At 67.8% G+C, this 21,238-nt stretch carries 20 protein-coding genes; 11 read left to right on the top strand and 9 right to left on the bottom strand.

From position 1 onward, the window contains the following. Window positions 1–34 precede the first annotated feature (34 nt). Genes sufB through FHX37_RS06405 form a run of 7 tightly spaced genes read left to right on the top strand, consistent with a single transcriptional unit; the run spans window position 35 to window position 5,874 of the window. Window positions 35–1,447, top strand: coding sequence for a Fe-S cluster assembly protein SufB (sufB, locus tag FHX37_RS06375; protein ID WP_141922715.1), 1,413 nt, complete (start codon window positions 35–37; stop codon window positions 1,445–1,447). A gap of 2 nt (window positions 1,448–1,449) precedes the next feature. Continuing rightward, a complete protein-coding gene (gene sufD / locus FHX37_RS06380; protein ID WP_141922717.1) occupies window positions 1,450–2,619 on the top strand; it encodes a Fe-S cluster assembly protein SufD in 1,170 nt (389 codons plus the stop codon). Next, the gene (locus FHX37_RS06385) at window positions 2,612–2,944 is read left to right on the top strand and encodes a non-heme iron oxygenase ferredoxin subunit (protein ID WP_141922719.1); all 333 of its coding nucleotides are present in this window, start codon (window positions 2,612–2,614) and stop codon (window positions 2,942–2,944) included. The genes sufD and FHX37_RS06385 overlap by 8 nt, the downstream gene beginning before the upstream one ends. 13 nt (window positions 2,945–2,957) lie before the next feature. Next, entirely contained in the window at window positions 2,958–3,725 is a 768-nt protein-coding gene (gene sufC / locus FHX37_RS06390) for a Fe-S cluster assembly ATPase SufC (protein ID WP_141922721.1), read from the top strand. Window positions 3,726–3,727: 2 nt separating this feature from the next. After that, entirely contained in the window at window positions 3,728–5,017 is a 1,290-nt protein-coding gene (locus FHX37_RS06395) for a cysteine desulfurase (protein WP_141922724.1), read from the top strand. 21 nt (window positions 5,018–5,038) lie between these two features. Continuing rightward, complete coding sequence (sufU, locus tag FHX37_RS06400) at window positions 5,039–5,521, top strand: Fe-S cluster assembly sulfur transfer protein SufU (RefSeq protein WP_141922726.1); 483 nt, start codon at window positions 5,039–5,041, stop codon at window positions 5,519–5,521. Beyond that, window positions 5,518–5,874, top strand: coding sequence for a metal-sulfur cluster assembly factor (locus FHX37_RS06405; RefSeq protein ID WP_141922727.1), 357 nt, complete (start codon window positions 5,518–5,520; stop codon window positions 5,872–5,874). Before sufU ends, FHX37_RS06405 begins: the two co-directional genes overlap by 4 nt. Window positions 5,875–5,973: 99 nt before the next feature. On the opposite strand, the gene FHX37_RS06410 is transcribed toward FHX37_RS06405, so the two are convergent. Together FHX37_RS06410 and FHX37_RS06415 are read right to left on the bottom strand one after the other, a co-directional pair. Then, a complete protein-coding gene (locus FHX37_RS06410) occupies window positions 5,974–8,127 on the bottom strand; it encodes a hypothetical protein (RefSeq protein ID WP_141922728.1) in 2,154 nt (717 codons plus the stop codon). Window positions 8,128–8,439: 312 nt separating this feature from the next. Beyond that, a complete protein-coding gene (locus tag FHX37_RS06415) occupies window positions 8,440–8,913 on the bottom strand; it encodes an SseB family protein (protein WP_141922730.1) in 474 nt (157 codons plus the stop codon). A gap of 534 nt (window positions 8,914–9,447) precedes the next feature. Between FHX37_RS06415 and FHX37_RS06420 the strand changes: the two genes are divergently transcribed. Beyond that, a complete protein-coding gene (locus FHX37_RS06420) occupies window positions 9,448–10,380 on the top strand; it encodes an SGNH/GDSL hydrolase family protein (RefSeq protein WP_394344478.1) in 933 nt (310 codons plus the stop codon). On the opposite strand, the gene FHX37_RS06425 is transcribed toward FHX37_RS06420, so the two are convergent. The 6 genes from FHX37_RS06425 to FHX37_RS06450 form a co-directional block, all read right to left on the bottom strand. Continuing rightward, window positions 10,337–11,488, bottom strand: coding sequence for an EAL domain-containing protein (locus tag FHX37_RS06425; RefSeq protein ID WP_281288279.1), 1,152 nt, complete (start codon window positions 11,486–11,488; stop codon window positions 10,337–10,339). The genes FHX37_RS06420 and FHX37_RS06425 overlap by 44 nt on opposite strands. Before the next feature lie 176 nt (window positions 11,489–11,664). Then, on the bottom strand, window positions 11,665–13,104 hold the full coding sequence (locus FHX37_RS06430; RefSeq protein ID WP_141922732.1) for an acyl-CoA carboxylase subunit beta: 1,440 nt from the start codon (window positions 13,102–13,104) through the stop codon (window positions 11,665–11,667). A 119-nt stretch (window positions 13,105–13,223) separates the two neighbouring features. Continuing rightward, window positions 13,224–14,462 (bottom strand): beta-ketoacyl-ACP synthase II, encoded by a 1,239-nt coding sequence (gene fabF / locus FHX37_RS06435; RefSeq protein WP_141922734.1) that lies wholly within the window; start codon window positions 14,460–14,462, stop codon window positions 13,224–13,226. Between the two features lie 134 nt (window positions 14,463–14,596). Continuing rightward, window positions 14,597–14,836, bottom strand: a complete 240-nt coding sequence (locus FHX37_RS06440; RefSeq protein WP_141922736.1) for an acyl carrier protein — start codon at window positions 14,834–14,836, stop codon at window positions 14,597–14,599. 86 nt (window positions 14,837–14,922) lie between these two features. Continuing rightward, window positions 14,923–15,876: a beta-ketoacyl-ACP synthase III gene (locus FHX37_RS06445; RefSeq protein ID WP_141922738.1), complete on the bottom strand. Its 954-nt coding sequence runs from the start codon at window positions 15,874–15,876 to the stop codon at window positions 14,923–14,925. Continuing rightward, window positions 15,873–16,754, bottom strand: coding sequence for an ACP S-malonyltransferase (locus tag FHX37_RS06450; protein WP_141925061.1), 882 nt, complete (start codon window positions 16,752–16,754; stop codon window positions 15,873–15,875). Before FHX37_RS06450 ends, FHX37_RS06445 begins: the two co-directional genes overlap by 4 nt. A 281-nt stretch (window positions 16,755–17,035) precedes the next feature. Between FHX37_RS06450 and FHX37_RS06455 the strand changes: the two genes are divergently transcribed. Both FHX37_RS06455 and FHX37_RS06460 read left to right on the top strand, forming a co-directional pair. Continuing rightward, window positions 17,036–18,274 carry a PucR family transcriptional regulator gene (locus FHX37_RS06455; protein ID WP_141925062.1) on the top strand — a complete coding sequence of 413 codons (1,239 nt, stop codon included), beginning with the start codon at window positions 17,036–17,038 and terminating at the stop codon, window positions 18,272–18,274. Window positions 18,275–18,607: 333 nt separating this feature from the next. After that, entirely contained in the window at window positions 18,608–19,423 is an 816-nt protein-coding gene (locus tag FHX37_RS06460; protein ID WP_246062145.1) for a hypothetical protein, read from the top strand. A gap of 16 nt (window positions 19,424–19,439) precedes the next feature. On the opposite strand, the gene FHX37_RS06465 is transcribed toward FHX37_RS06460, so the two are convergent. Then, the gene (locus FHX37_RS06465; RefSeq protein ID WP_141922740.1) at window positions 19,440–20,159 is read right to left on the bottom strand and encodes a GntR family transcriptional regulator; all 720 of its coding nucleotides are present in this window, start codon (window positions 20,157–20,159) and stop codon (window positions 19,440–19,442) included. A 300-nt stretch (window positions 20,160–20,459) separates the two neighbouring features. Here FHX37_RS06465 and FHX37_RS06470 point away from each other — a divergent pair, with 300 nt between their 5' ends. Beyond that, window positions 20,460–21,233 carry a LamB/YcsF family protein gene (locus tag FHX37_RS06470; RefSeq protein ID WP_141922742.1) on the top strand — a complete coding sequence of 258 codons (774 nt, stop codon included), beginning with the start codon at window positions 20,460–20,462 and terminating at the stop codon, window positions 21,231–21,233. Window positions 21,234–21,238 lie beyond the last annotated feature (5 nt).

Consider the following 21,238-nt stretch of genomic DNA (forward strand, 5'->3'; position numbering starts at 1 on the left):
ATAACGGACGTCTGAGTCCAGGAGGATCCGCGCAATGACGTCTACTGCGCACCCCGAGCTCGAAGGGCTCGGCACTTACGAATACGGCTGGGCCGACCCAGACGTTGCCGGCGCCAAGGCGCCCCGCGGCCTGAACGAAGAGGTCGTGCGCAACATCTCCACCCAGAAGAGCGAGCCGGAATGGATGGAGAAGCTGCGTCTGAAGTCGCTGCGGCTTTTCGGGAAGAAGCCGATCCCGGAGTGGGGTGCGGACCTTTCCAACCTTGACTTCGACAACATCAAGTACTTCGTGCGGTCGACCGAGGAGCAGGCCCAGACCTGGGAGGACCTGCCCGAGGACATCAAGAAGACCTACGACAAGCTCGGCATCCCGGAGGCCGAGAAGCAGCGCCTGGTTGCCGGGGTCGCCGCACAGTACGAGTCCGAGGTGGTCTACCACCAGATCCGTGAGGACCTGGAGAAGCAGGGAGTCCTCTTCCTCGACACGGACACCGCCCTCAAGGAGTACCCCGAGCTGTTCCGGGAGTACTTCGGCAGTGTCATCCCGCCGGGAGACAACAAGTTCGCCGCGCTGAACTCCGCCGTGTGGAGTGGCGGGTCCTTCGTGTACGTGCCCAAGGGCGTGCACGTGGAGATTCCGCTGCAGGCGTACTTCCGCATCAACACCGAGAACATGGGGCAGTTCGAGCGGACCCTGATCATCGTGGACGAGGGCGCCTACGTCCACTACGTCGAGGGGTGCACCGCGCCGATCTACCAGTCGGACTCGCTGCACTCGGCCGTCGTCGAGATCGTGGTCAAAGAGAACGCCCGCTGCCGTTACACGACCATCCAGAACTGGTCGAACAACGTGTTCAACCTGGTGACCAAGCGTGCCGTCGCCTACGAGGGCGCCACCATGGAATGGATCGACGGCAACATCGGATCCCAGGTCACGATGAAGTACCCCGCCGTGTACCTCATGGGGGAGCAGGCCAAGGGCGAGACCCTCTCGGTCGCCTTCGCGGGCGAGGACCAGCACCAGGACACCGGATCCAAGATGGTGCACTGCGCTCCGCACACCTCGTCGAACATCGTCTCCAAGTCGGTGGCCCGCAGCGGTGGCCGCGCCTCCTACCGGGGCCTGATCCAGGTCCAGGAGGGTGCCAACCACGCGAAGTCCACCGTGAAGTGCGACGCGCTGCTGATCGACACCATGAGCCGCTCCGACACATACCCCTACAACGACATCCGTGAGGATGACGTGGAGATGGGCCACGAGGCCACCGTCTCCAAGGTCAGCGAGGATCAGCTCTTCTACCTGATGAGTCGGGGGCTGACCGAGGACGAGGCTATGGCGATGATCGTTCGCGGCTTCGTCGAGCCCATCGCGCGCGAACTTCCGATGGAGTACGCGCTGGAACTGAACCGGCTCATCGAGCTGCAGATGGAAGGAGCGGTTGGTTAAGGATGGCCAGCCCGAATCTCGGAATCAAGGAGCACAGCCACGGCGGGGGGGACGTCCCCATCTCGACCATCGGTGTGCGCGGGTCGTTCGATCCGGAGGACTTCCCGGTACCCAACGGCCGCGAGGAGGAGTGGCGGTTCACCCCCCTCCGTCGGCTGCGCGGCCTGCACGACGGCTCGACCGAGGACACCGGAACGGTCACGGTGCAGGCGCACAACGCTGACGTCGAGGGTGTCACGGTCGAGACCGTGGGCCGTGACGATCCCCGTCTGGGAGCATCGTTCCTGCCCGAGGACCGCATCAGCGCCCGCGCCTGGGCCTCGTTCGAGCAAGCGACAGTGGTCACGGTGACCAAAGAAGCCCAACTCGAATCCCCGGTCTACATCAAGACCACCGGGGTCGAGCAGGGCGGAGCCTACGGCCACGTCGTGATCCGGGCGGAGCGGCACTCCTCGGCCACCGTGGTGCTGGAGTACGAGGGCAGCGCGGTCTACGCCGACAACGTGGAGTTCGTCGTGGACGACGGCGCTCGTCTCGACGTGGTCAGCCTGCAGGACTGGGACCGGGACGCGGTCCAGGTCTCGCACCAGTACGCCTCGGTGGGGCGGGATGCGCGGTTCAAGAGCGTCGTGGTGACGCTCGGCGGAGACCTCGTGCGTCTCTCCCCGAACGTGCGCTACAGCAACACCGGTGGTGACGCCGAGATGCACGGCCTGTACTTCACCGGGGCGGGACAGCACCACGAACACCGTTCGCTGGCTAACCACAACGGTTCGAACACCCGCAGCCGGGTGGAGTACAAGGGTGCGCTCAGCGGAGACGACGCGCACGCCGTGTGGATCGGTGACGTCATCATCGGGGAGGGGACCCAGGGAACCGACTCCTACGAGCACAACCGCAACCTGGCCCTGACCGACAACACCCGGGTCGACTCGGTGCCGAACCTGGAGATCTTCACCGGGGAGGTCGAGGGCGCGGGGCACGCCAGCGCCAGTGGCCGCCTGGACGAGATCCACCTGTTCTACCTGCGCTCGCGCGGCATCCCGGAGGACGAGGCCCGGCGCCTGGTAATCCGCGGTTACTTCGCCGAGCTGATCAACCGGATCGAGGTGCCCGAGCTGCGGGACCGCATCATGGAAGAAGTCGAGGAGAAGCTGGCCCTCCATGAGTAACGAGCGTTTCGTCAAGGCGTGCACGCTGAGCGACGTCCCGGAGGAGGGGGTGCTCGGCGTCGAGGTCGGTGACACCCCGCTGGCGATCGTGCGCAGTGAGGGGGAGGTGTACGCGGTGAGCGACATCTGCTCCCACGCCGAGGTGAACCTCTCCGAGGGTGAGGTCGACGAGGGCACGATCGAGTGCTGGCTACACGGATCCTGCTTCGACCTGGGTTCGGGAAAACCGATCAACCCGCCGGCGACGAAGCCGATACCCACCTACAACATCAGAATCGACGGCGACGACGTGCTCGTCTCGCTGGACGACACCACGACTTCCTAAGGCAGAGACACACATGACCAAGTTCGAGCTCCGCGGGGTGCGCGCCGACGTTCTCATCGGCGCCGAAGAGCGCGAGGAGATTCTCAAGGGCGTCGACCTCACCATCAACTCCGGTGAGACCCACGCCATCATGGGACCCAACGGTTCGGGAAAGTCCACCCTCGCCTACGCCATCGCGGGACATCCGCGTTACGAGATCACCGACGGGGAGGTCCTCCTCGACGGTGAGAACGTTCTGGAGATGAGCGTGGACGAGCGGGCCCGCGCCGGTCTCTTCCTCGCCATGCAGTACCCCGTCGAGGTCCCCGGCGTCTCCATGTCCAACTTCCTGCGCAGCTCGGTTACCGCCGTGCGCGGCGAGGCGCCGAAACTGCGGACCTTCTCCAAGGAACTCCAGGGGAGCATGTCCGACCTCTCCATCGACCCCTCCTTCGCCAACCGTGGCGTTAACGAGGGCTTCTCCGGTGGTGAGAAGAAGCGGCACGAGATTCTCCAACTCGAGTTGCTGAAACCGAGGATGGCCATCCTGGACGAGACCGACTCCGGTCTCGACGTGGACGCCCTGAAGGTCGTCTCGGAGGGCATCAACCGGGTGCGGTCCAACAGTGATCTCGGCGTCATGCTGATCACCCACTACAGTCGGGTTCTCAACCACGTGCAGCCGGACTTCGTCCACGTCTTCGCCAACGGTCAGATCGCCGCATCCGGCGGCCCCGAGATGGCCGAACAGCTGGAGTCCGAAGGCTACGAGCGTTTCGTGAAGGCAGGCGCGAACAAGTGACGATGAGCGCGACCGGCCAGCTCGACGTGGACGCCATCCGGGCCGACTTCGACATCCTGGCCCGGACCGTCCGCGACGAGCGCCCCTTGGTGTACCTCGACTCCGGGGCGACCTCGCAGAAGCCCCGGCAGGTACTCGACGCCGAACGCGGGTTCTACGAGCGGCACAACGCCGCGGTGCACCGTGGTGCCCACCAGCTCGCGGAAGAGGCCACCGACGCCTACGAGGGCGCACGAGCCACGATCGCCTCGTTCGTCGGGGCACGCTCCGACGAGGTGGTGTTCACCAAGAACACCACCGAGGCGGTCAACCTCGTCGCCTACGCCATGAGCAACAGCAACACGGCTGCGGACAGCGAGGGCCGGGACCGTTTCCGCGTGGGACCGGGCGACGAGATCGTCGTCACCGAGATGGAGCACCACGGCAACCTGGTTCCGTGGCAGCAACTGTGCCAGCGCACCGGTGCCACGTTGCGCTGGTTCCCGCTCACCGACGAGGGGCGCCTGGACCTCACGGACCTCCACGACCTGGTCAACGAGCGCACCAAGCTCGTCGCGGTCGTGCACCAGTCCAACGTGCTCGGCACGGTCGCGCCCGTGTCCACGATCACCGAACGGGCGCGCCAGGTGGGCGCGCTCGTCCTGTTGGACGGCGCCCAGTCGGTGCCGCACATGCCGGTGGACGTGCGGGAACTCGACGTCGACTTCCTCGCGTTCTCCGGGCACAAGATGCTCGGGCCCAACGGTATCGGTGTGCTGTGGGGGCGTCCGGAGCTGCTCGCCGCGATGCCGCCCTTCCTCACCGGCGGATCGATGATCGGTGTCGTCTACATGGACCACACCACCTGGGCGGACCCGCCGCAGCGGTTCGAGGCCGGAACGCCGGTGGCCCCGCAGGCCGTCGGCCTGGCCGCGGCGTGTGACTACCTGAGCAGCGTGGGGATGGCCAACGTGCATGCCCACGAGCACGCGCTCACCGAGTACGCCCTCAAGCAGGTCGGTTCCCTGCCGGGGGTGCGGATCGTCGGACCGATGGACGCCGAGGACCGTGGCGGAGCGATCTCCTTCGTCGTGGACGATATCCACCCCCACGACGTCGGCCAGGTACTGGACGACCAGGGAGTCGCCGCACGGGTGGGACACCACTGCGCGTGGCCGTTGCACCGCCGCTACAACGTGGTGGCGACCACGCGCGCTTCGTTCTACCTGTACAACGACTTCGAGGATGTCGACGCTCTCGTGGCGGGCATCCAAGCGGCGCAACGGTTCTTCGGCACCATTCCGGAGCGTTGAGAGAGGGCCTCAGAACTCACGATGCAGTTGGACGCGATGTACCAGGAGATCATCCTGGACCACTACCGCAACCCACACAACAAGGGCTTGCGGGACCCGCACAACGGCGAGGCGCACCACATCAACCCCACGTGCGGGGACGAGGTCACCCTGCGGGTGACACTCACCCCGGCTGACGGGTCGGTTATCGACGGGTCAGCGACGGTCAGTGACGTGTCCTACGACAGTATGGGGTGCTCGATCAGCCAGGCGAGCACCTCGGTACTGACCGATCTCCTGATCGGCAAGACCGTGGACCAGGGGATGCGGATCGCCGAGGAGTTCAACGAACTCATGCAGTCGCGAGGGCAGGGCGAACCGGACGAGGACGTCCTGGAGGACGCGGTGGCCTTCGCCGGTGTCTCGAAATACCCTGCCCGTATCAAGTGCGCCCTGCTCGCCTGGATGGCGTGGAAGGACGCGACCGCCCAGTCCCTGCAGAACGAGAAGGAGGGCGCCTCATGACGGAGAACGACACCGCCACCACCGCGACGGCATCGGAGCAGGGCCAGGAAGGTCTGGCTGAGGACATCAGCGAGGCGCTGAAGGACGTTGTCGACCCCGAGCTCGGGGTGAACGTGGTGGACCTGGGACTGCTGTACGGGGTGAACGTCGAGGAGAGCACGATCACTCTCGACATGACGCTGACCAGTGCCGCCTGTCCACTGACCGACGTGATCGAGGACCAGGCCACCAGCGCCCTGGACGAGTTCGGCCGCGAGGTCAAGATCAACTGGGTCTGGATGCCGCCGTGGGGACCGGACAAGATCACGGAGGACGGCAGGGACCAGCTGCGTATGCTCGGGTTCAACGTCTGACCGTCCCGGAGCGGACAACAAGCGAGAAGCGGGGAGCGGTTGGTCCAGCCGCCCCGCGATGTGAGGGCGCCCTGTCGTGAGGGCGCCCTCACATCGTTCCTACAGGGTGGCGTACAGCGTGGAGCGCAACTCGTTGACGAGGTCCGTGTCACCACGCTGGTTGAGGTGTTCCAGCAGGGAGTGCGGGTTGGACAGCTCACTCCCGTCATCTGCGCTGACCCGGTGCGCGATGATGCCCAACGCCTCCTCCACCGAGGCGGGCGCCGTGTAGCCGATGAGATGCAGCGCCTTGCCCATCGGGCCGTTGTCGCCGAGGTCGGCGGCCGGTAGGCGCCGGGCGTCGAGGCGGTCCTCGTCGACCGTGATGAACACCCGGTCTCCCGCTTCGGCCGACAAGCGGCGCAGCAACGGGCGCAACGAGTCGAAGGCGGGCTGGTCCCGCCAGACGAGGACCAGAAGGTCGGCGCCAGGCGCGGTGAGGCACAACAGCCGTCCGGGCTGCAACCCCAGATAGGTCGCGTATCCCGGCGGGACAACGACGGGTGCTCCGTTGAGATGGTCGGCGGAAACATCCACCCGGTGCCACCAGCGTCCGTCCGGGGCGCGGAAGCAGCGGGCTGACGTGGAGATTCCGGTGTGCCCTTCGTCCTCCGGCTCGTGCTGTTGAGCCGTTTCGGGACGGCGGCGGATCGGGAGGCCGTTCGTCGTTGTCGAACCGTTGGCCTCCACCGGCTGTTCGGGAGGGGCGTTGCGCGCGGTCGGCGGCGGAGGGGACGGGGCCTCCGCCGGGGTCGACGGGTCCACCAGCACGTAGCCGTCGCGAATGCTCACGCCGGGGGTGCTGAGCAGCCACGCGCGCAGGACCTGTTCCCGGATACCGAGGCGTCCCAGCCGCGCTCCGGCATCGGGAAGACTGGGTGCGTCTCCCAGCATCTCGCGGGTCTGCGCACGCAACCGCTCCGGATCGTCGTTGACGAGCCACCCGTTGTGCAGCCGCCGGTCGGTGAACAGGGTGATGAGCACCCGCCACAACGGGATCCCGAGGCTGGGAACGTTGACGGGGTGTTCGGTGTGCGCGCTGATGAGGTGGTCGATGGTGCAGGCACTGCCGAGCCAGTCGGACAGTTCGCGTAGGTGCTGGGTCACGGGCGCGCCCTCGGCGGATCCCAGCCACCGCAGCAGCCGCTCCTCGACACTGCGCTGTGCGGCGCGGATGTCGCCCGGATCGGCATGGAGCTGGTCGGCCAGTAACCGGATACTGACGGGGTCGGCGGCGAAGAGCCGCTGGGCGGCAACGGTACGTTCCAGACCGTGCCACTCGGAGAACAACCGTTCCAGTAGACCGACGAGCGGGTAGTCCTCCCCCTCCGTTTCCGGGGGTGCGGCCGTCTCCTGTTCCTGGGAGTCGCGCTCCCGTGTGTCCTTGGGCGGGCCGAAGGCGGGGCGACGCAAGGTGCGGTTGGGCCCCACCAGGCGGCTCTGGAACGAGCCCCCCGGAGAGGAGCCGGAAGCGCCGTTCTCCTGCTGCTGTGGCTTCTTCCGCTCCTCGCCCCCGGATGCGGCCGCGGGGCGCTGGGCGCGCAACGCGCGCAGCGTGCGGATCGCTCGGGGGGCACCCGTCGCTTCCTGGGGGGAGGCCTCCGAGGCCTCCTGGGAACGGGCCTCCTCTGGTTCGTCCGCCGTGTCCGTCCCGGTAGCGCTGGCCAGGTACCCCAGGGCGCTGTGTACGTGTTCCGGCGCTGTCGCCGGCATCCAGCGGGTGATGGTTCGTACCGCCTCCACCATCAACGCCGGTGAGGGAGCCGGACCGAAGGATTCGCCGTCCTGGGTGAAGGGAAGTACGGCACACCAGGCCGCTGTACCGACCAGATCAACAACCCCGCAGCTTTCCTGGACACCCCATGTGCCCATGGTGGCGGGACTCGCCTCGATCAACCGCTCCCAACCGCCCGCGGTCGCCAGGATGGCACCGCGGATCGGTTCGGCGATGTCGTCCAGCTCCACCTGTTGGTCACACAGGGTGGGCAGGAACTCGTTCAGTGCGACATGGTCCCAGTGCTCGGTGGAGACCCTGGCTATACCGTGGGAGAGCCAGGCAGGACCGACGATCTCCAGAACACGGGACAGCGGCAGGGAGCGCCACCAACCGTCGACGAGTTTCGCGTGCCGCAGTAACGGGGCCACATCTGCGGATTTGCTCCAACGCAGAGCCGGAGCTAAATCGGTCAGGCAGATCGGGGAAATGGCATTCATCCGTGCGGACCTCGACCTCTTGGCGATCGGTGCGTGAATCTTGGTGGGATCGTGTGCAGTCGCGAGCCGCGCACCACGGACACCTACGTCCCTGAGCCGGAGTGCGAACGAGACAGACGCGTTGGAGCGGTGGACACGACGGGCACTCCCCGAGATCGTACGTCCGTCCAAAGCCACCTGGATAGCCCTGCCGTTCCCCAACGGGGCAGGGGGCGGTTGTCCGTCGCACGGCGTGCGATCCCGTGGGAGACCGTGTCAGCATCCGCTCTCCTGAACGGTACGGACGCCGGCAACACCCTTCGATCCGTCGCGTTACTGGTCGTCAGCAGCGGTTTCCGTTGCTCCTGATCCTGCCAGAGCGGCGATCGTGTCCGGGTAGATGGGGACGCTCGCCGTGTTCCCCGGATTCAGTGCGAGTCCCACACCGTCGGGCAGCAGCCCCGCGAGCTCGCGGGTCGCGATGACAGTGAACGGCAGGTCGGCGCTGTTCACGCTGAGCTGGTCCTGGGACGTGAAAACGGGGATGAACTGCGAGCCCTCCAGCTCCAGAGTGGGGAGGGCCACCGACCCGTCCTCCTGAGCTCCCGCCCCCTCGGGCAGCGGAACCCACAGGTCCCCGTCCCGAAGCGTGCTCACGAACGCGGTGATGTGCTCGGTGGCGGCGGAGTCCTCGCCCTCGTCGTCAGCGTGGGCCAACGCCTGCTGCAGGCTCTCCTCGACCGGGTTGGCGGGAAAACTGCTGACCTCGTTCTCTGCGTTCTCTGCGGGTTCGTCAGTGGTACCCATAGTTGGTCTCCCTACGCCCTCATGCTGTGCACCGGGCCGATCTTCCTGCGTCTTTCGGGTTCCTGCCACGACATGCCACAGCTCACAGTGTGAACCGCGGCGTTCGCGTGCGGGGAACGCGTGGCGGCCGCGCCAGTCGCCACGGGCACACGACGGGGTTCCCGAGGTCGGCCCGTTCCGTGCCGATACAACCGGGTACTTCCGAGTGAGCCCTGCCAATGGATACCAGACACGGGTCGGGGGAACGCACCCTGTCGGAACCGCTCCAGCCTACCCGGGCCACCCGGAGACGCGGGTTCCCCGGGCCGGGCCGTGTAACACGGTACGCGCTCTCACCCGACAGATGACGCGGTGCAAGCTGTGTTTAACCGCGGTGTCGGGCACCAGCGGTATGCTTGTGACGACGCCATACCCCAGTCTTTCCGTTGTGACACATGCTCGCCGGTGCCGGGTGAGGTGCACGGGCCCCCTGCCCAGAGCGGTGTGAAGCCGGCCCGTGGCCCGACACGTAGGCGAGCTGCTTGATTGGTAGCTGTGACTAATCTGGAGATGGACTCCCCGCAACGTAACCGCGCGCAGGATCCGCCGGTTGTCCGCTCGTATGTCGCGATCGGTGACAGTCTCACCGAGGGCCTCGACGATCCGGGCCCCGACGGCGGCTTCCGCGGGTTCGCGGACCGCGTCGCCGAACACCTGGGGGAGGGGAGTCCCCAGTTCCGTTACGCGAACCTGGCGGTGCGGGGCAGGAGGATGCGGGACATCTTCGGTGAGCAGCTCGAACGGACCCTCGAGTACTCTCCGGACCTTGTCACCGTGCATGCCGGCGGCAACGACGTGCTGCGACCCAACACCAACCTGGACGCGCTCCGGGAGGAGTACGAGGCGGGGATCCGCCGGCTACGCGACGCCGGTGTCCGGGTTGTCATCCTCTCCGGCCACGACACGGGATGGATACCGGTACTGCGCGTGTACCGGGGCAGAATCGCGGTTTTCAGCATGCACCTCCGTGCCATAGCGGAACGCACGAACAGTGACATCGTCGACCTGTGGGCGCTGGATGCGCTCAACGACCCGCGTGCGTGGAGCGTCGACCGGTTGCACTTCAACTCCGACGGCCACGGCATCGTCGCCGCGCGTATCGCCGAGATGCTCGGTGTTCCCATGGGAGGGCGGGAACTGTGGTCCGATCCCTGGGCGTCGCCTCCCCAACGGCTTCCCCGGGTCCTGCGCCGTCGCGAGACGTGGAGGTGGGCCCGGCAGTACCTCCTTCCCTGGATCCAGCGCCGCGCTCTGGGGCGTTCCTCGGGGGACGGGCGACTCCCCAAACGCCCCGAGCTCACCACGCTCAACGGCTCCGGCCTTCCGGCCCCCGGGGCGTGCGACCCAGTGACCTCCGGGCGGGCCACGCCAGGACGCGGCGCTCCTATCCCCGGGAGAGAGCCCGAATCAGGTCACCGACGTGAATGATTCCCGTGCACTGGCCGAACTCGTTCACCACGACCACGTCGTCGTGGACCTGTTCGCGTTCCGCGCCGGCGATACGCAGGGCCTCCCACACCGGAAAGTCCCGCCGTACCGTGCGGGGTGCGTCCGCAAGACGACGGGCCGGCCGTTTCGCGTGTAGCGCATGCCCGTACGGTCCGGTGACAGCCAGGAGGAAACGGGACCGGTCGAGTACTGCCACCGGCCTTTCCCTGTGGTCGGTCAGCACGACACTGTTGAGGGCAGTGTCCTGCGTGAACACATCCAGGACCTCTTCGGCTGTCACCTCGGAATCCATGGACACCAGGGGCGCTATGAACGCGGAAACGCGCAGTTCGTCCTTCTCGCCGCGACCCGCCGCCGCGGGCGGGTCGCCGGGTACGGGGCGGATCCGATCGCCGGGGCGCCAAGCGTCGTCGGCGAACAGGGGGCCGTGCGCGAGCCGGATACCGGCGCTGCGCACAGCCGTGAGTTGCGCGTGGGTGCTTACACCGCAGGCCATGGGGAATATGCCCGAGCCGCGTCCGATCCGGGTGACCCCCTCCACGACGCCGACGTAGCGTTCCTCCGCCGGGAGGCTCGCGACGATGCCAGCGTCGATGGCGAACAGGAACGGGGCGGTCTCCACGAGGAGGTCGGGGGGAACCGACACCGTTCCGAAGGCGCAGCGGAACCCCAGCTCCCGTACGCGTTCCACGAGCTGTCGGAGCGAGTCGCGGTCAACGCTGGACAGGTTCGTCCCGAGCATCAGCGTCACGTCACGCGGGCGCCTTCCAGCGCGCCGAAGCTCGTGTTCGAGGACGCGGAGGACCCCCGGGTCCTCCGCCGCCGGCACTGCCAGAGGAAGCACGAGGGGGAGCAGAGCTTCCTCGGCGGAGGCCCTGCGAGCCAACCAGGAGAAATGGGAGACCAGAGCATCCGGGCTGCTTTCCGGAACGTCCCTTGGTTCCTCGATCGCGGCGGCCAGAACGGCTCCGGAGTCGAGGTCGACAATCGGCCGGAACAGGAGAGCGCCGTCGCTCAGAGGACCACCCCCTGGAGCCCCCTCGAGGCTGGGTGGCCCGGCAGCGCGGGCACGATACTGGGCACACACGCACCCATGGTCCCCGAAGGGCCGTTCGCGGTCAGCCGTACGGCAACGGAATTGGCGCGGTGTTCGTCAACGGCTCAGGGCGCGTTCACCCTCCTGCGCCGGACCGTGCGTGGATGAGCGGAACCGTCCGTCCCACCGTGGCGGGTAGGGGGAAACGCAGGGGCGCGGCAGCCGGGTCAGAGCGGAATGTTGCCGTGTGTCCCGCGGGCCGGGGGAGCGGTGGCGACAGCGTGCGCCACGCTGGTACGGGTGAGACCGGGGTCGATGACCTCGTCCACGACACCGAGCTCCTGGGCCCGGGAAAGCCCACCCGCTGCTTTCTCCTGTTCCGCGGCCAGCCGCGCTTCCAGAGCGGGGCGCTCCTCCTCCGGCGCGGCAGCCAACTCCTTGCGGTGCAGCACCCGGACCGCGGCGGTCGGTCCCATAACGGCGATCTCGGCGGTCGGCCAGGCGAGTACCCGGGTCGCGCCCAGCGCGCGCGAGTTCATCGCGATGTAGGCGCCTCCGTAGGACTTCCGCAACACGACCGTGACGCGCGCCACGCTCGCCTCCGCGAACGCGTGCAGGAGCTTGGCGCCCCGGCGGACGACACCGCCCCATTCCTGGTCCACCCCCGGAAGGTAACCGGGAACGTCCACCAGAACCACGAGGGGGATGCCCAGGGCATCACACATCCGCACGAAACGCGCGGCTTTCTCGGCGGCCTTGGACTCCAGGCAGCCGCCCAGCCGAAGGGGGTTGTTGGCCAGGACCCCGACCGTACAGCCGCCGAGCCGTCCCAGGGCCGTGACCATGTTGGGCGCGTACTGGGCCTGAAGCTCGACGGAGCCCTCACCGAGTGGCGAGTCGAAGAAGTCGTTCACCAGGGGTTTGACATCGTAGGCGCGGCGCGCGGACTCCGGAAGTACAGCCCCCAGGTCCCGGTCCGTCACCTGCTCCGTACGGATCTCTCCCACGCTTCCCAGAAGCAACGCCAGACGGCGGCCGCGGTCGAGAGCCGCGGTGTCGTCGGGAGTGGTGACGTGCACCACCCCACTGCGTCGGCCGTGGGCGTCGGCTCCCCCCAGCTCCTCGGCGGAGATCTCCTCACCCGTGACACTGCGAACCACGTCGGGGCCGGTCACCAGGACCTTGCCGCCCTGCGACATGACCACCACGTCGGTCAGGGCGGGACCGTACGCCGCCCCACCGGCCGCCGGTCCCAGCACCACCGAGACCTGGGGGACCACGCCCGAGGAACGCGTCATGACCGCGAACACGCGCCCCACCGCGTGCAGGCTCTCCGCTCCCTCGGCCAGCCGGGCTCCGCCGGAGTGCCACAGCCCTACCACCGGTATCCCGTCACGCAGGGCGTGCTCGTAGGCGACCTCGATGGCCGCGCATCCGGCCTGCCCCATCGCGCCACCCTGCACACGGGCGTCGTTGGCGAAGGCGACAGCGGGAACACCCTCGATGCGTCCCCGACCCGCCAGAGCGCCGCTGTCATCCTCGGCGGTGATGAGCTGGAGCGACCCCGCGTCGAAGAACGCGGCCAGTCGCACGCGTGGATCGCGGGGATTGTCAGCTTCCGCCAGGGACACGGCCGCGTCCGGCAGTCGGTTGTCGATCACCGTCATCGAATGGTTGGCGCGACGTCCCCGCCGTCGGGCGGGAAAGGACGCGCCGTCCTCCCTCCTGGTGTGGGTGTGGCCGTCCGCCGGCTCCGTCGGCGCTGTGGCTGGCAGTGCGCCGGGGCTCACACGCGGCGGAAGGCCACAGCGACGTTGTGGCCGCCGAATCCGAAGGACTCGTTGAGTGCTGCTACGGCACCGGACGGCAGTTCGCGTGGTTTGTCCCGCACGATGTCCACGACGACGTCGGGGTCGAGTTCCTCGATGTTGATGGTCGGCGGGACCTGGTTCTCGTACAGGGCGAGGATGGTGGCGATCGACTCCACCGCGCCCGCACCACCCAGCAGGTGCCCGGTCATGGATTTGGTGGAGGAAACCATGACCTGGTCCGTGGCGGCGTCACCCAGAGCGGACCGGATGGCGACCGTCTCCCCGACATCACCGGCCGGCGTCGACGTCGCGTGCGCGTTCACGTAGGCGATGTCCGAGGGGGCCAGGTCGGATTCGGTGAGCGCGTCGGTGATGGCGTGCGACTGGCCGACCCCGTTGGGGTCGGGAAGCACCATGTCGTAGCTGTCGCAGCTGTAACCGGTACCGGCCGCGACAGCGTAGACGCGAGCGCCACGCGCCCTGGCGTGTGCGGCGGACTCCAGCACGACGATCCCGGCGCCCTCGCCCATGACGAACCCGTCGCGTTCGGTGTCCCACGGCCGCGACGCTCCGGCGGGGTCGTCGTTGCGGGTGGACAGAGCCCGCATGGAGGCGAACGAGGCCAGGTTCAGCGGATGGAGTGCGGCCTCGGTTCCACCGGCGATCACGATGTCAGCGTGGCCTTCCCGGATCATCCGTATGCCGTCGCCGATCGCCTCCGCGCTGGAGGCGCACGCACTCACCGGCGCGTGCGCACCGGCGCGGGCGGTGAACTCGAGTGCCACCGCCGCTGAGGGGCTGTTGGGCATCAGCATCGGAACGGTGAACGGCGAGACGCGCTTCCACCCTTTTTCGCGGAAGGTGTCGTACTGCTCGAGAATGGTGAGGATGCCGCCGATCCCGCTGGAGACAACGGTTCCCAGACGGTTCGTCTCCACCTCGGGAGAGCCCGCGTCAGCCCACGCTTCCTGCGCGGCGATAAGCGCGAACTGCTGTGTGCGGTCCAAACGGCGCAGCCGTTGCCGGGGGATCTTCTCCGCGGGATCGACCGCGGCCCTCCCGGCGAAGTGGACTGGAAGGTCCGCAACCCAGTCCTCGTTGAGGGTTGCGATGCCGGATTGACCCTCGAGAAGCGCGGACCAGGTCGTGGCGACATCACCCCCTAGCGGTGTGGTGGCGCCGAGGCCGGTGACGACGACATCGGTGTTACTCATGGCCGATCGCCCTTCCCGTTGGCCGGTCCCAGCCACACTCGTAGCCGGGCATCCGGGACTGCAAGGATGTACGCCCCCGGGGGGGCGTGGCCCGCCAGCGCGGGCGCGCTGGCGGGCGTGACGTGCAAACGTCGTTACTTCTGGATGTAGTTGATGACGTCCTGAACGGTCTTCAGGTCCTTGAGCTGGTCATCCGGGATCTCGACGCCGAACTTGTCCTGCGCGGCCACGGCGATCTCGACCATGGACAGCGAATCGATGTCCAGGTCGTCGACGAAGCTCTTCTCCGCGGTGACCTCGGCGGCCGGGACACCGGCGATCTCGTCGATGATCTCACCGAGTCCGTTCAGGATCTCCTGCTCGGAGTTGGTCATGTCGGGTGTTCTCCTTCGGTACTGATCTGTGGTTCTCCGCGGGGTCGGCAGGCGTGGGATCGCGTGCTGCCGCCGACTACGGATGCTTACGGGACCTGGAGTACCTGCGCTGCGTAGGTCAGGCCAGCTCCGAATCCCAGGGTGAGCACGGTACTGCCGGATGGCAGCTCGCCCCGTCCGATCATGCGCGACAGCGCGAGCGGGATGGACGCGGACGAGGTGTTGCCCGCGGTGACGATATCGCGTGCGATGACCGCCTGGGACGCCCCCAGACGTTTGGCTATCGCCTCCACGATGCGCAGGTTGGCCTGGTGCGGGACGAACGCGGTGATCTCCGAGGGGGAGAGACCGGCGCGGTTCAGGGCCTCGAGCGCTACCCGGTCCAACTCCGTGGAGGTCCACCGGAAGACTGCCTGCCCCTCCTGGTAGAGGTACTTGTTCTCACGGAGGTAGATGGTGTCGGCGCGCTCACCGGAGCTGCCCCACACCACAGGACCGACAGCGGGTTCCTCGGCAGGGGTCACGACAGCCGCTCCGGCCCCGTCCGCGAAGATGACGCACGTGGAGCGGTCATCCCAGTCGACCCAGTCGGACAGCTTCTCCGAACCGATCACCAGGACGTTACGGGCGGAACCGGTACGGACGGCGTTGGAGGCGACCTCGACGGCGTAACAGAACCCGGCGCAGGCGGCGTTGACATCGAACGCACCGGGAGCCGAGATGCCCAACCGGGCGGCGACGCTGGCCGCGGCGTTCGGGATCTGGTCCTGTTGGGTGCAGGTCGCCACGATCACCAGGTCGACGTCACGTGAGTCGGTACCACTGGCTGCCAGGGCCTTCCCGCCAGCCGCCGCCGCCATGCTCACGACGCTGTCGTCGGGACCGGCGATGCGCCGTTCCCGGATCCCGACCCTGCTTTGGATCCACTCGTCCGAGGTGTCCACCCGGTTTGCGAGGTCATGGTTGGTGACGACATTGCTGGGTTGGTACTCGCCGAACGCGACGATGCGGGCGCCGGGTGCTGTGGCGGGTGCTTTCATGACTCGTGGCCTTCCGGACTGATCGTGCCGGCGTGCTCCTTGACCAGGTTCTTCGCCTGCTCCAGGTCGTCGGGTGTGTTGACGGAGAGCAGCTCCACTCCGCGCAGAGCCCGTTTCGCGAGACCGGTCAACGTTCCGGCGGGCGGAAGCTCGATGAGGGCGGTGACGCCCAGCCCGGCAAGGGTCTGGGTGCATGCGTCCCAGCGCACCGGCGATCCCACCTGGGAAACCAGGCGCTGGAGGTAGTCCTGACCGTTGGAGACCACGGCGCCGTCCAGGTTGGACAACAACCGTGTGCGGGGGTCCGCTGGTGTTGTGGCCGCCGCGGCTTCCTCGACGCGTTGGACGGCCGGCGACATGTGGTGTGTGTGGAACGCGCCGGCCACGGACAGGGGGCGTAGCCGGGCGCGGTGGGGAGGGTTGTCCGCCAGCGTCGCGAGCTGTTCCGTCGTTCCGGCGGCGACGATCTGACCCGAGCCGTTGTCGTTGGCGGGGGTCAGCCCGGCCGCGTCGATGGCGGCCAGGACCTCCTCGCGGTCGCCGCCGAGTACCGCGGTCATGCCGGTGTCCGCGGCCGCGGCAGCCTCGGCCATGCCGCGCCCGCGCTCGGCCACGAGCGCCAGGGCGTCCTCGGGGGTGAGCACACCGGCGATTCCCGCGACGGTGAACTCCCCGACGCTGTGGCCCGCCACCGCGTCGATGCTCTCGGGGGCGCCGTCAAGCTCTCCGAACAGTGCGGTCGCAGCGGCGAGTCCGGAACTGACCAGCAGCGGCTGCGCGACAGCGGTGTCGCGGATCTCCTCCGCATCAGCGGTGGTGCCGGCGCGAACCAGGTCCAGGCCGGCGATCTCCGACCACCGGCCGAAGCGTTCGGCGATTCCGGGCACGTCGAGCCACGGACTGAGGAAACCGGGAGCCTGGGCACCTTGGCCCGGCGCGACAATTACAAGCACAGCATCAACCTTGCCCTGTAGAACATCACTAGTTAGATGGGGACAGACACGAAGTTAAGAAGGCGTGTTTTGTGTGAACTCCACAAACATCGGTGCGCCACACTCGAAGGGTGTGGTATCAGACACGTTGTGACCGCTTGGTTCGTGCGTCACACGGCTCCGCGTCCTCCCCGCGCTTGGAATGATGCCACCCTGGAAGCGTGAGCATGGATTCCACCGACCAGAACGCGGCAGGCGAACCACAGGTGCCGAACAGCGAGCGCGACGTGCGCGCCGAGACCGTCCGGCGGCTGGAACGTGCGATGGGAGAGCTCGGTACCGCTGCCGTCGCCCGTATGGAGAGCCGCCTGTCGTGGTTCCGCCAGATGTCGGCCGAGGACCGCTCCTGGGTGGGGCTGGTCGCCCAGTCGGGGGTGGCGGCCTTCGTCGACTGGTTCAAGACACCGGGAAGGGGCAGGCCCGCGATCACCGTGGAGGTGTTCGGCACCGCCCCGCGTGAGCTCACCCGGTCCGTGACGCTGCAGCAGACGGTGGACATGATCCGCGTCGTCATCGATGTGGTGGAGAACCGGGTGGAGGAGCTGGCGGCTCCCGGAGGAGAGCAGCAGCTACGTGAGGCCGTGCTGCGTTACACGCGGGAGGTGGCGTTCAGCTCCGCCAAGATCTATGCCCGGGCTGCCGAGGCCCGGGGAGCCTGGGACGCGCGCCTGGAAGCGCTCATCGTCGACGCGTTGCTGAACGGCGACTCCGAACAGGGGCTACACGCGTGGGGTGCCTCGCTCGGCTGGACCAGAACCCCCATAGTCGCTGTCACCGGCGGTCTGGATGAGGAGAGCGAGAGCGGTGCCCTGGACGACCTGCGTTCGGCTGCGCGCCGCGCCGGTCACGACGTTCTCGCGGGCATGCAGGGAGACCGGGTCATCGTCGTGCTGGGCATGAGCGAGAAAACCACCGGTGACGACGCGCCGATGGCAGCCGTCCGGCCGCTGGTGGGAATGTTCGGTTCCGGACCCGTCGTCGTCGGTCCCGCTGTCACCGAGATGCACTCGGCGAGTGACTCGGTGCGAGCAGCGGTGAGCGGCCTGCGTTCCGCCACGGCCTGGCCCGACGCCCCTCGGCCCGTGTTGGCCGAGGACCTGCTCCCCGAACGTTCGCTGGAGGGGGATCCCGATGCCCGGCGCCAGCTCGTGGAGGAGGTCTACGTCCCGTTGCGGGACGCGGGCTCACCCCTGCTGGACACGCTCTCGGTCTATCTGGAGCACGCCTCCTCATTGGAGGCCACGGCCCGCATGCTGTTCGTGCACCCCAACACGGTGCGCTACCGGCTCGGCCGTATCGGTGAGCTCACGGGGCACATGCCAGCGGACGGCCGGGGGGCGTTCGTGCTGCGGGTCGCGATCACGCTCGGACGGTTGGCGGAGAGCAAGGCCACGCCGACAGAGTAAACGTGTGGCCGCTCTCCGCGTCCCCTGGGGTGGGGAACACAGAAGCGTGTGACCTATATAGCAGGAGAAATCTGGAAAACACGCCAGGTTGGAAGGAATCGGTCCCGCTTCGTCGGGTAGGGATTTCCCGTAAGCAAGAACGAAGACTGGAAAAGCGGATAATGTAACCAGTGAACAAAACAGCACACACTGTGTCACGCTTCGGGTGATCATCTACTGGTGAATGCCCACAGACGACGGCGGGCCGGAGGTGTCTCGCACGCGTGTAGCTGGTGCATAACAGATTTGGGGGGTGCCATGGTCGCAAACGGTGTAGCGAAACTTTTCACGGCGATGAGGCGTGCTGTTCTGCTACCCACGGAAGCGGGACAACTGCGTCGGCGGGTCCTGCTCTTCGTCCCGTGGCCCGTGCCAGTGCTCGCGGTGATCGTTCCGGCGGTCGGCGGAACCTGGTCGGCTCCGGGGTGGACGATCCTGTTGGCCGGATCGGTCGCGGTGGCCTCGTTGCTGCTGGCCGTGGTCGTCCAACCGACACCGCTGCCGGAGGGGCTCTCGGCCGGTGCTTCGGTGCGTCGTTCGTTGCACAGGTTCCAGCAGATCACCACGCTGCGGATCGGTCTGGCGCTGGCCCCGGTTCTGGTGGGGGCCGGAGCATCCCTGGCCGGTGGCGGACTGTTCCCGCTCGCCACAGCGCTTGTCCTCTCCTGGCCGCAACTGCTGCTGGCGATGCCGGTCTTTTTCACCATCACCCGGGCCCGGCGGGCTATGGAGGCATGGGGGACCCGAGCCTATCTCTGGGCCGCGCTGGCACAGCCGGCTCCCGTGGAATGGCCGTTCGTGACGAAGGCGGCGGCCTGGTACCGCGCCCGCAGAGCACAGGCCGCACACGGCGACGAGCAGACCGGTGCCGCGGACGCCGCGACAGAACCGCACGATCCCCAGAGCGCGACCACGACGCAGGCCCCCTCGGAGAGCGGCTCCACGGACCGCTCCGCCGAGCCGACGCACCGCAGCCAGAGCGAGATGGCATCCCGCTCTCCGGGAGTCGGAACGCCCCCGGTGCGGCACACCTCCCGTTCCACCAGAGGAAACGGCCGTGCCTGGTCCCGCCACTCCCGCGGCCCCTCCCGCCGCGTCTCCAGGAGCTGAGCCCGCGGGGCGGTGGTCACCGGCCGGAAGCGGCGAAGGCGGCGACGAGTTGCTGTTCCGCAGTGTCGAGGTACTCGGCGAGGATGAGCGCGGCCTCGTCCGGGGCGCCCTCACATAGCAGGCGGTGGATCTCGCGGTTCTGTTCCAGGTAGGGCGCGTGGAACGCGCGGGGGGTCGTCATGACGTGGAAGACCAGGCGCAGTTCCGCGAGCACCCGGCTGATGATCTCGTCGGTCCGGGGGCTCGCGGCCAGGCCGGCGACGGCCTGGTGGAAGCGCATGTTGGCGGTTCCCACCGCCCCCCAGTCGCCGTTGTCCGCAGCGTTCTGTTCCTCCCGTACGGCCGCGCCGACGAGGGACACCGCCTCTTCCGTGGCGCCTCCGGCGCCACGGAGCGCTGCCAGTTCCACGGCGCGCCGTACCCGGTACAGGTCGGTGACGTCTCCGACCGTGGGATTGGCGACGAAAACCCCGCGGTTGAGCTCGTGTACCAGCAGCCGTTCGTGCCCCAACAGCCGGAACGCCTCGCGCAGCGTGTTGCGCGAGACTCCCAGGGCGGCGCCGATCGCCTCCTCGGAAAGCCGCGTGCCCGGTGCCATCCCGCCTTCGATGATGCGCCCGCGCAGCACGTCGGCCACCCGTTCCGCCGTGCTGGACCGTTCCAACACCGAGCGGAACTCGGCGAGCCGCTCGATCCCCTCGACCGCCACCGTGGAACCCCCTCTGTTCCGGGACATCTTCACCATCCCCTCCCACATTCTGGCCGACACCGCGGGCCGAGACCCCTGGCGGAGTCCGCACCCGAACGAAGGGCTGTGGCGGGCTCGTCCCCGACGGGCGATGGTCGGCAGCTTCAACGTAGAATTGTTGAACAATATTGGTCGTATTGGGATCCAGCGCGACTCCTGCCGGGACACCACGGGCCAGAGCGTGACCGAACACCTTGGTGAACGGTGCTACTCCGCGCTCTCCGGGAGGCGCGAGGCCCCGACGCGGATCCAGCACTCGTCAACCCCGGACGTGGGGAAGGAAACACCGTGCGTATCGACGTGAACTCCGACCTCGGAGAAAGCTTCGGCCGATGGGAACTGGGAGACGACGCGGCGATGCTGCCCGTCATCACCAGCGCCAACGTCGCCTGCGGGTTCCACGCCGGCGACCCGTCGGTGCTCCGCTCCACCTGCGAACAGGCCGTCCGCAACGGAGTCGCCATCGGCGCGCAGGTGGGGTACCGCGACCTCGCGGGTTTCGGACGCCGCTTCATCGATGTCGCGCCCCACGATCTGACGAACGACGTTCTCTACCAACTCGGGGCGTTGGAAGCGATGGCCCACACAGCCGGTGACCGCATCCGGTACGTCAAGCCACACGGTGCGCTGTACAACGCGGTCGTCAATCACGGGGAACAGGCCGCTGCCGTGGTGCGGGCCGTACAGCTCTACAATCCCGCCCTTCCGGTGCTCGGACTGCCCGGATCCGAATGGCTGCGTCACGCTGCCGAAGCGGGCATCCCCACCGTGCGCGAAGCGTTCGCCGACCGGGCCTACACCCCGGAGGGAACCCTCGTGCCCCGCCAGGAACCCGGGGCGGTACTCCACGACGCCGAACACATCGCCCAGCGGTGCCTCACCATGGCGAGAGGAGAACAGGTGACAGCCGTGGACGGCTCGCGGCTCCGGATAGCAGCGGATTCCCTGTGCGTGCACGGTGACAGTCCCGGAGCCGTCACCATCGCCCGGACGGTGGTAAGGCGACTGCGTTCCGACGGTGTGGAACTGGAACCCTTCACCACCCCCGGGAGGCGTGAGTGAGGACA

It is taken from the genome of Haloactinospora alba (assembly GCF_006717075.1).
GTDB lineage: Bacteria > Actinomycetota > Actinomycetes > Streptosporangiales > Streptosporangiaceae > Haloactinospora > Haloactinospora alba.

What these genes read in the sequence shown, in the direction of transcription:
- FHX37_RS06440 (WP_141922736.1), bottom strand. Translation starts at nt 14,836, where the DNA reads ATGACCAACTCCGAGCAGGAGATCCTGAACGGACTCGGTGAGATCATC.
- FHX37_RS06445 (WP_141922738.1), bottom strand. Translation starts at nt 15,876, where the DNA reads ATGAAAGCACCCGCCACAGCACCCGGCGCCCGCATCGTCGCGTTCGGC.
- sufC (WP_141922721.1), top strand. Translation starts at nt 2,958, where the DNA reads ATGACCAAGTTCGAGCTCCGCGGGGTGCGCGCCGACGTTCTCATCGGC.
- FHX37_RS06385 (WP_141922719.1), top strand. Translation starts at nt 2,612, where the DNA reads ATGAGTAACGAGCGTTTCGTCAAGGCGTGCACGCTGAGCGACGTCCCG.
- sufB (WP_141922715.1), top strand. Translation starts at nt 35, where the DNA reads ATGACGTCTACTGCGCACCCCGAGCTCGAAGGGCTCGGCACTTACGAA.
- FHX37_RS06455 (WP_141925062.1), top strand. Translation starts at nt 17,036, where the DNA reads ATGGATTCCACCGACCAGAACGCGGCAGGCGAACCACAGGTGCCGAAC.
- FHX37_RS06415 (WP_141922730.1), bottom strand. Translation starts at nt 8,913, where the DNA reads ATGGGTACCACTGACGAACCCGCAGAGAACGCAGAGAACGAGGTCAGC.
- FHX37_RS06410 (WP_141922728.1), bottom strand. Translation starts at nt 8,127, where the DNA reads ATGAATGCCATTTCCCCGATCTGCCTGACCGATTTAGCTCCGGCTCTG.
- FHX37_RS06405 (WP_141922727.1), top strand. Translation starts at nt 5,518, where the DNA reads ATGACGGAGAACGACACCGCCACCACCGCGACGGCATCGGAGCAGGGC.
- fabF (WP_141922734.1), bottom strand. Translation starts at nt 14,462, where the DNA reads ATGAGTAACACCGATGTCGTCGTCACCGGCCTCGGCGCCACCACACCG.
- FHX37_RS06465 (WP_141922740.1), bottom strand. Translation starts at nt 20,159, where the DNA reads ATGTCCCGGAACAGAGGGGGTTCCACGGTGGCGGTCGAGGGGATCGAG.
- sufD (WP_141922717.1), top strand. Translation starts at nt 1,450, where the DNA reads ATGGCCAGCCCGAATCTCGGAATCAAGGAGCACAGCCACGGCGGGGGG.
- FHX37_RS06430 (WP_141922732.1), bottom strand. Translation starts at nt 13,104, where the DNA reads ATGACGGTGATCGACAACCGACTGCCGGACGCGGCCGTGTCCCTGGCG.
- sufU (WP_141922726.1), top strand. Translation starts at nt 5,039, where the DNA reads ATGCAGTTGGACGCGATGTACCAGGAGATCATCCTGGACCACTACCGC.
- FHX37_RS06460 (WP_246062145.1), top strand. Translation starts at nt 18,608, where the DNA reads ATGAGGCGTGCTGTTCTGCTACCCACGGAAGCGGGACAACTGCGTCGG.
- FHX37_RS06395 (WP_141922724.1), top strand. Translation starts at nt 3,728, where the DNA reads ATGAGCGCGACCGGCCAGCTCGACGTGGACGCCATCCGGGCCGACTTC.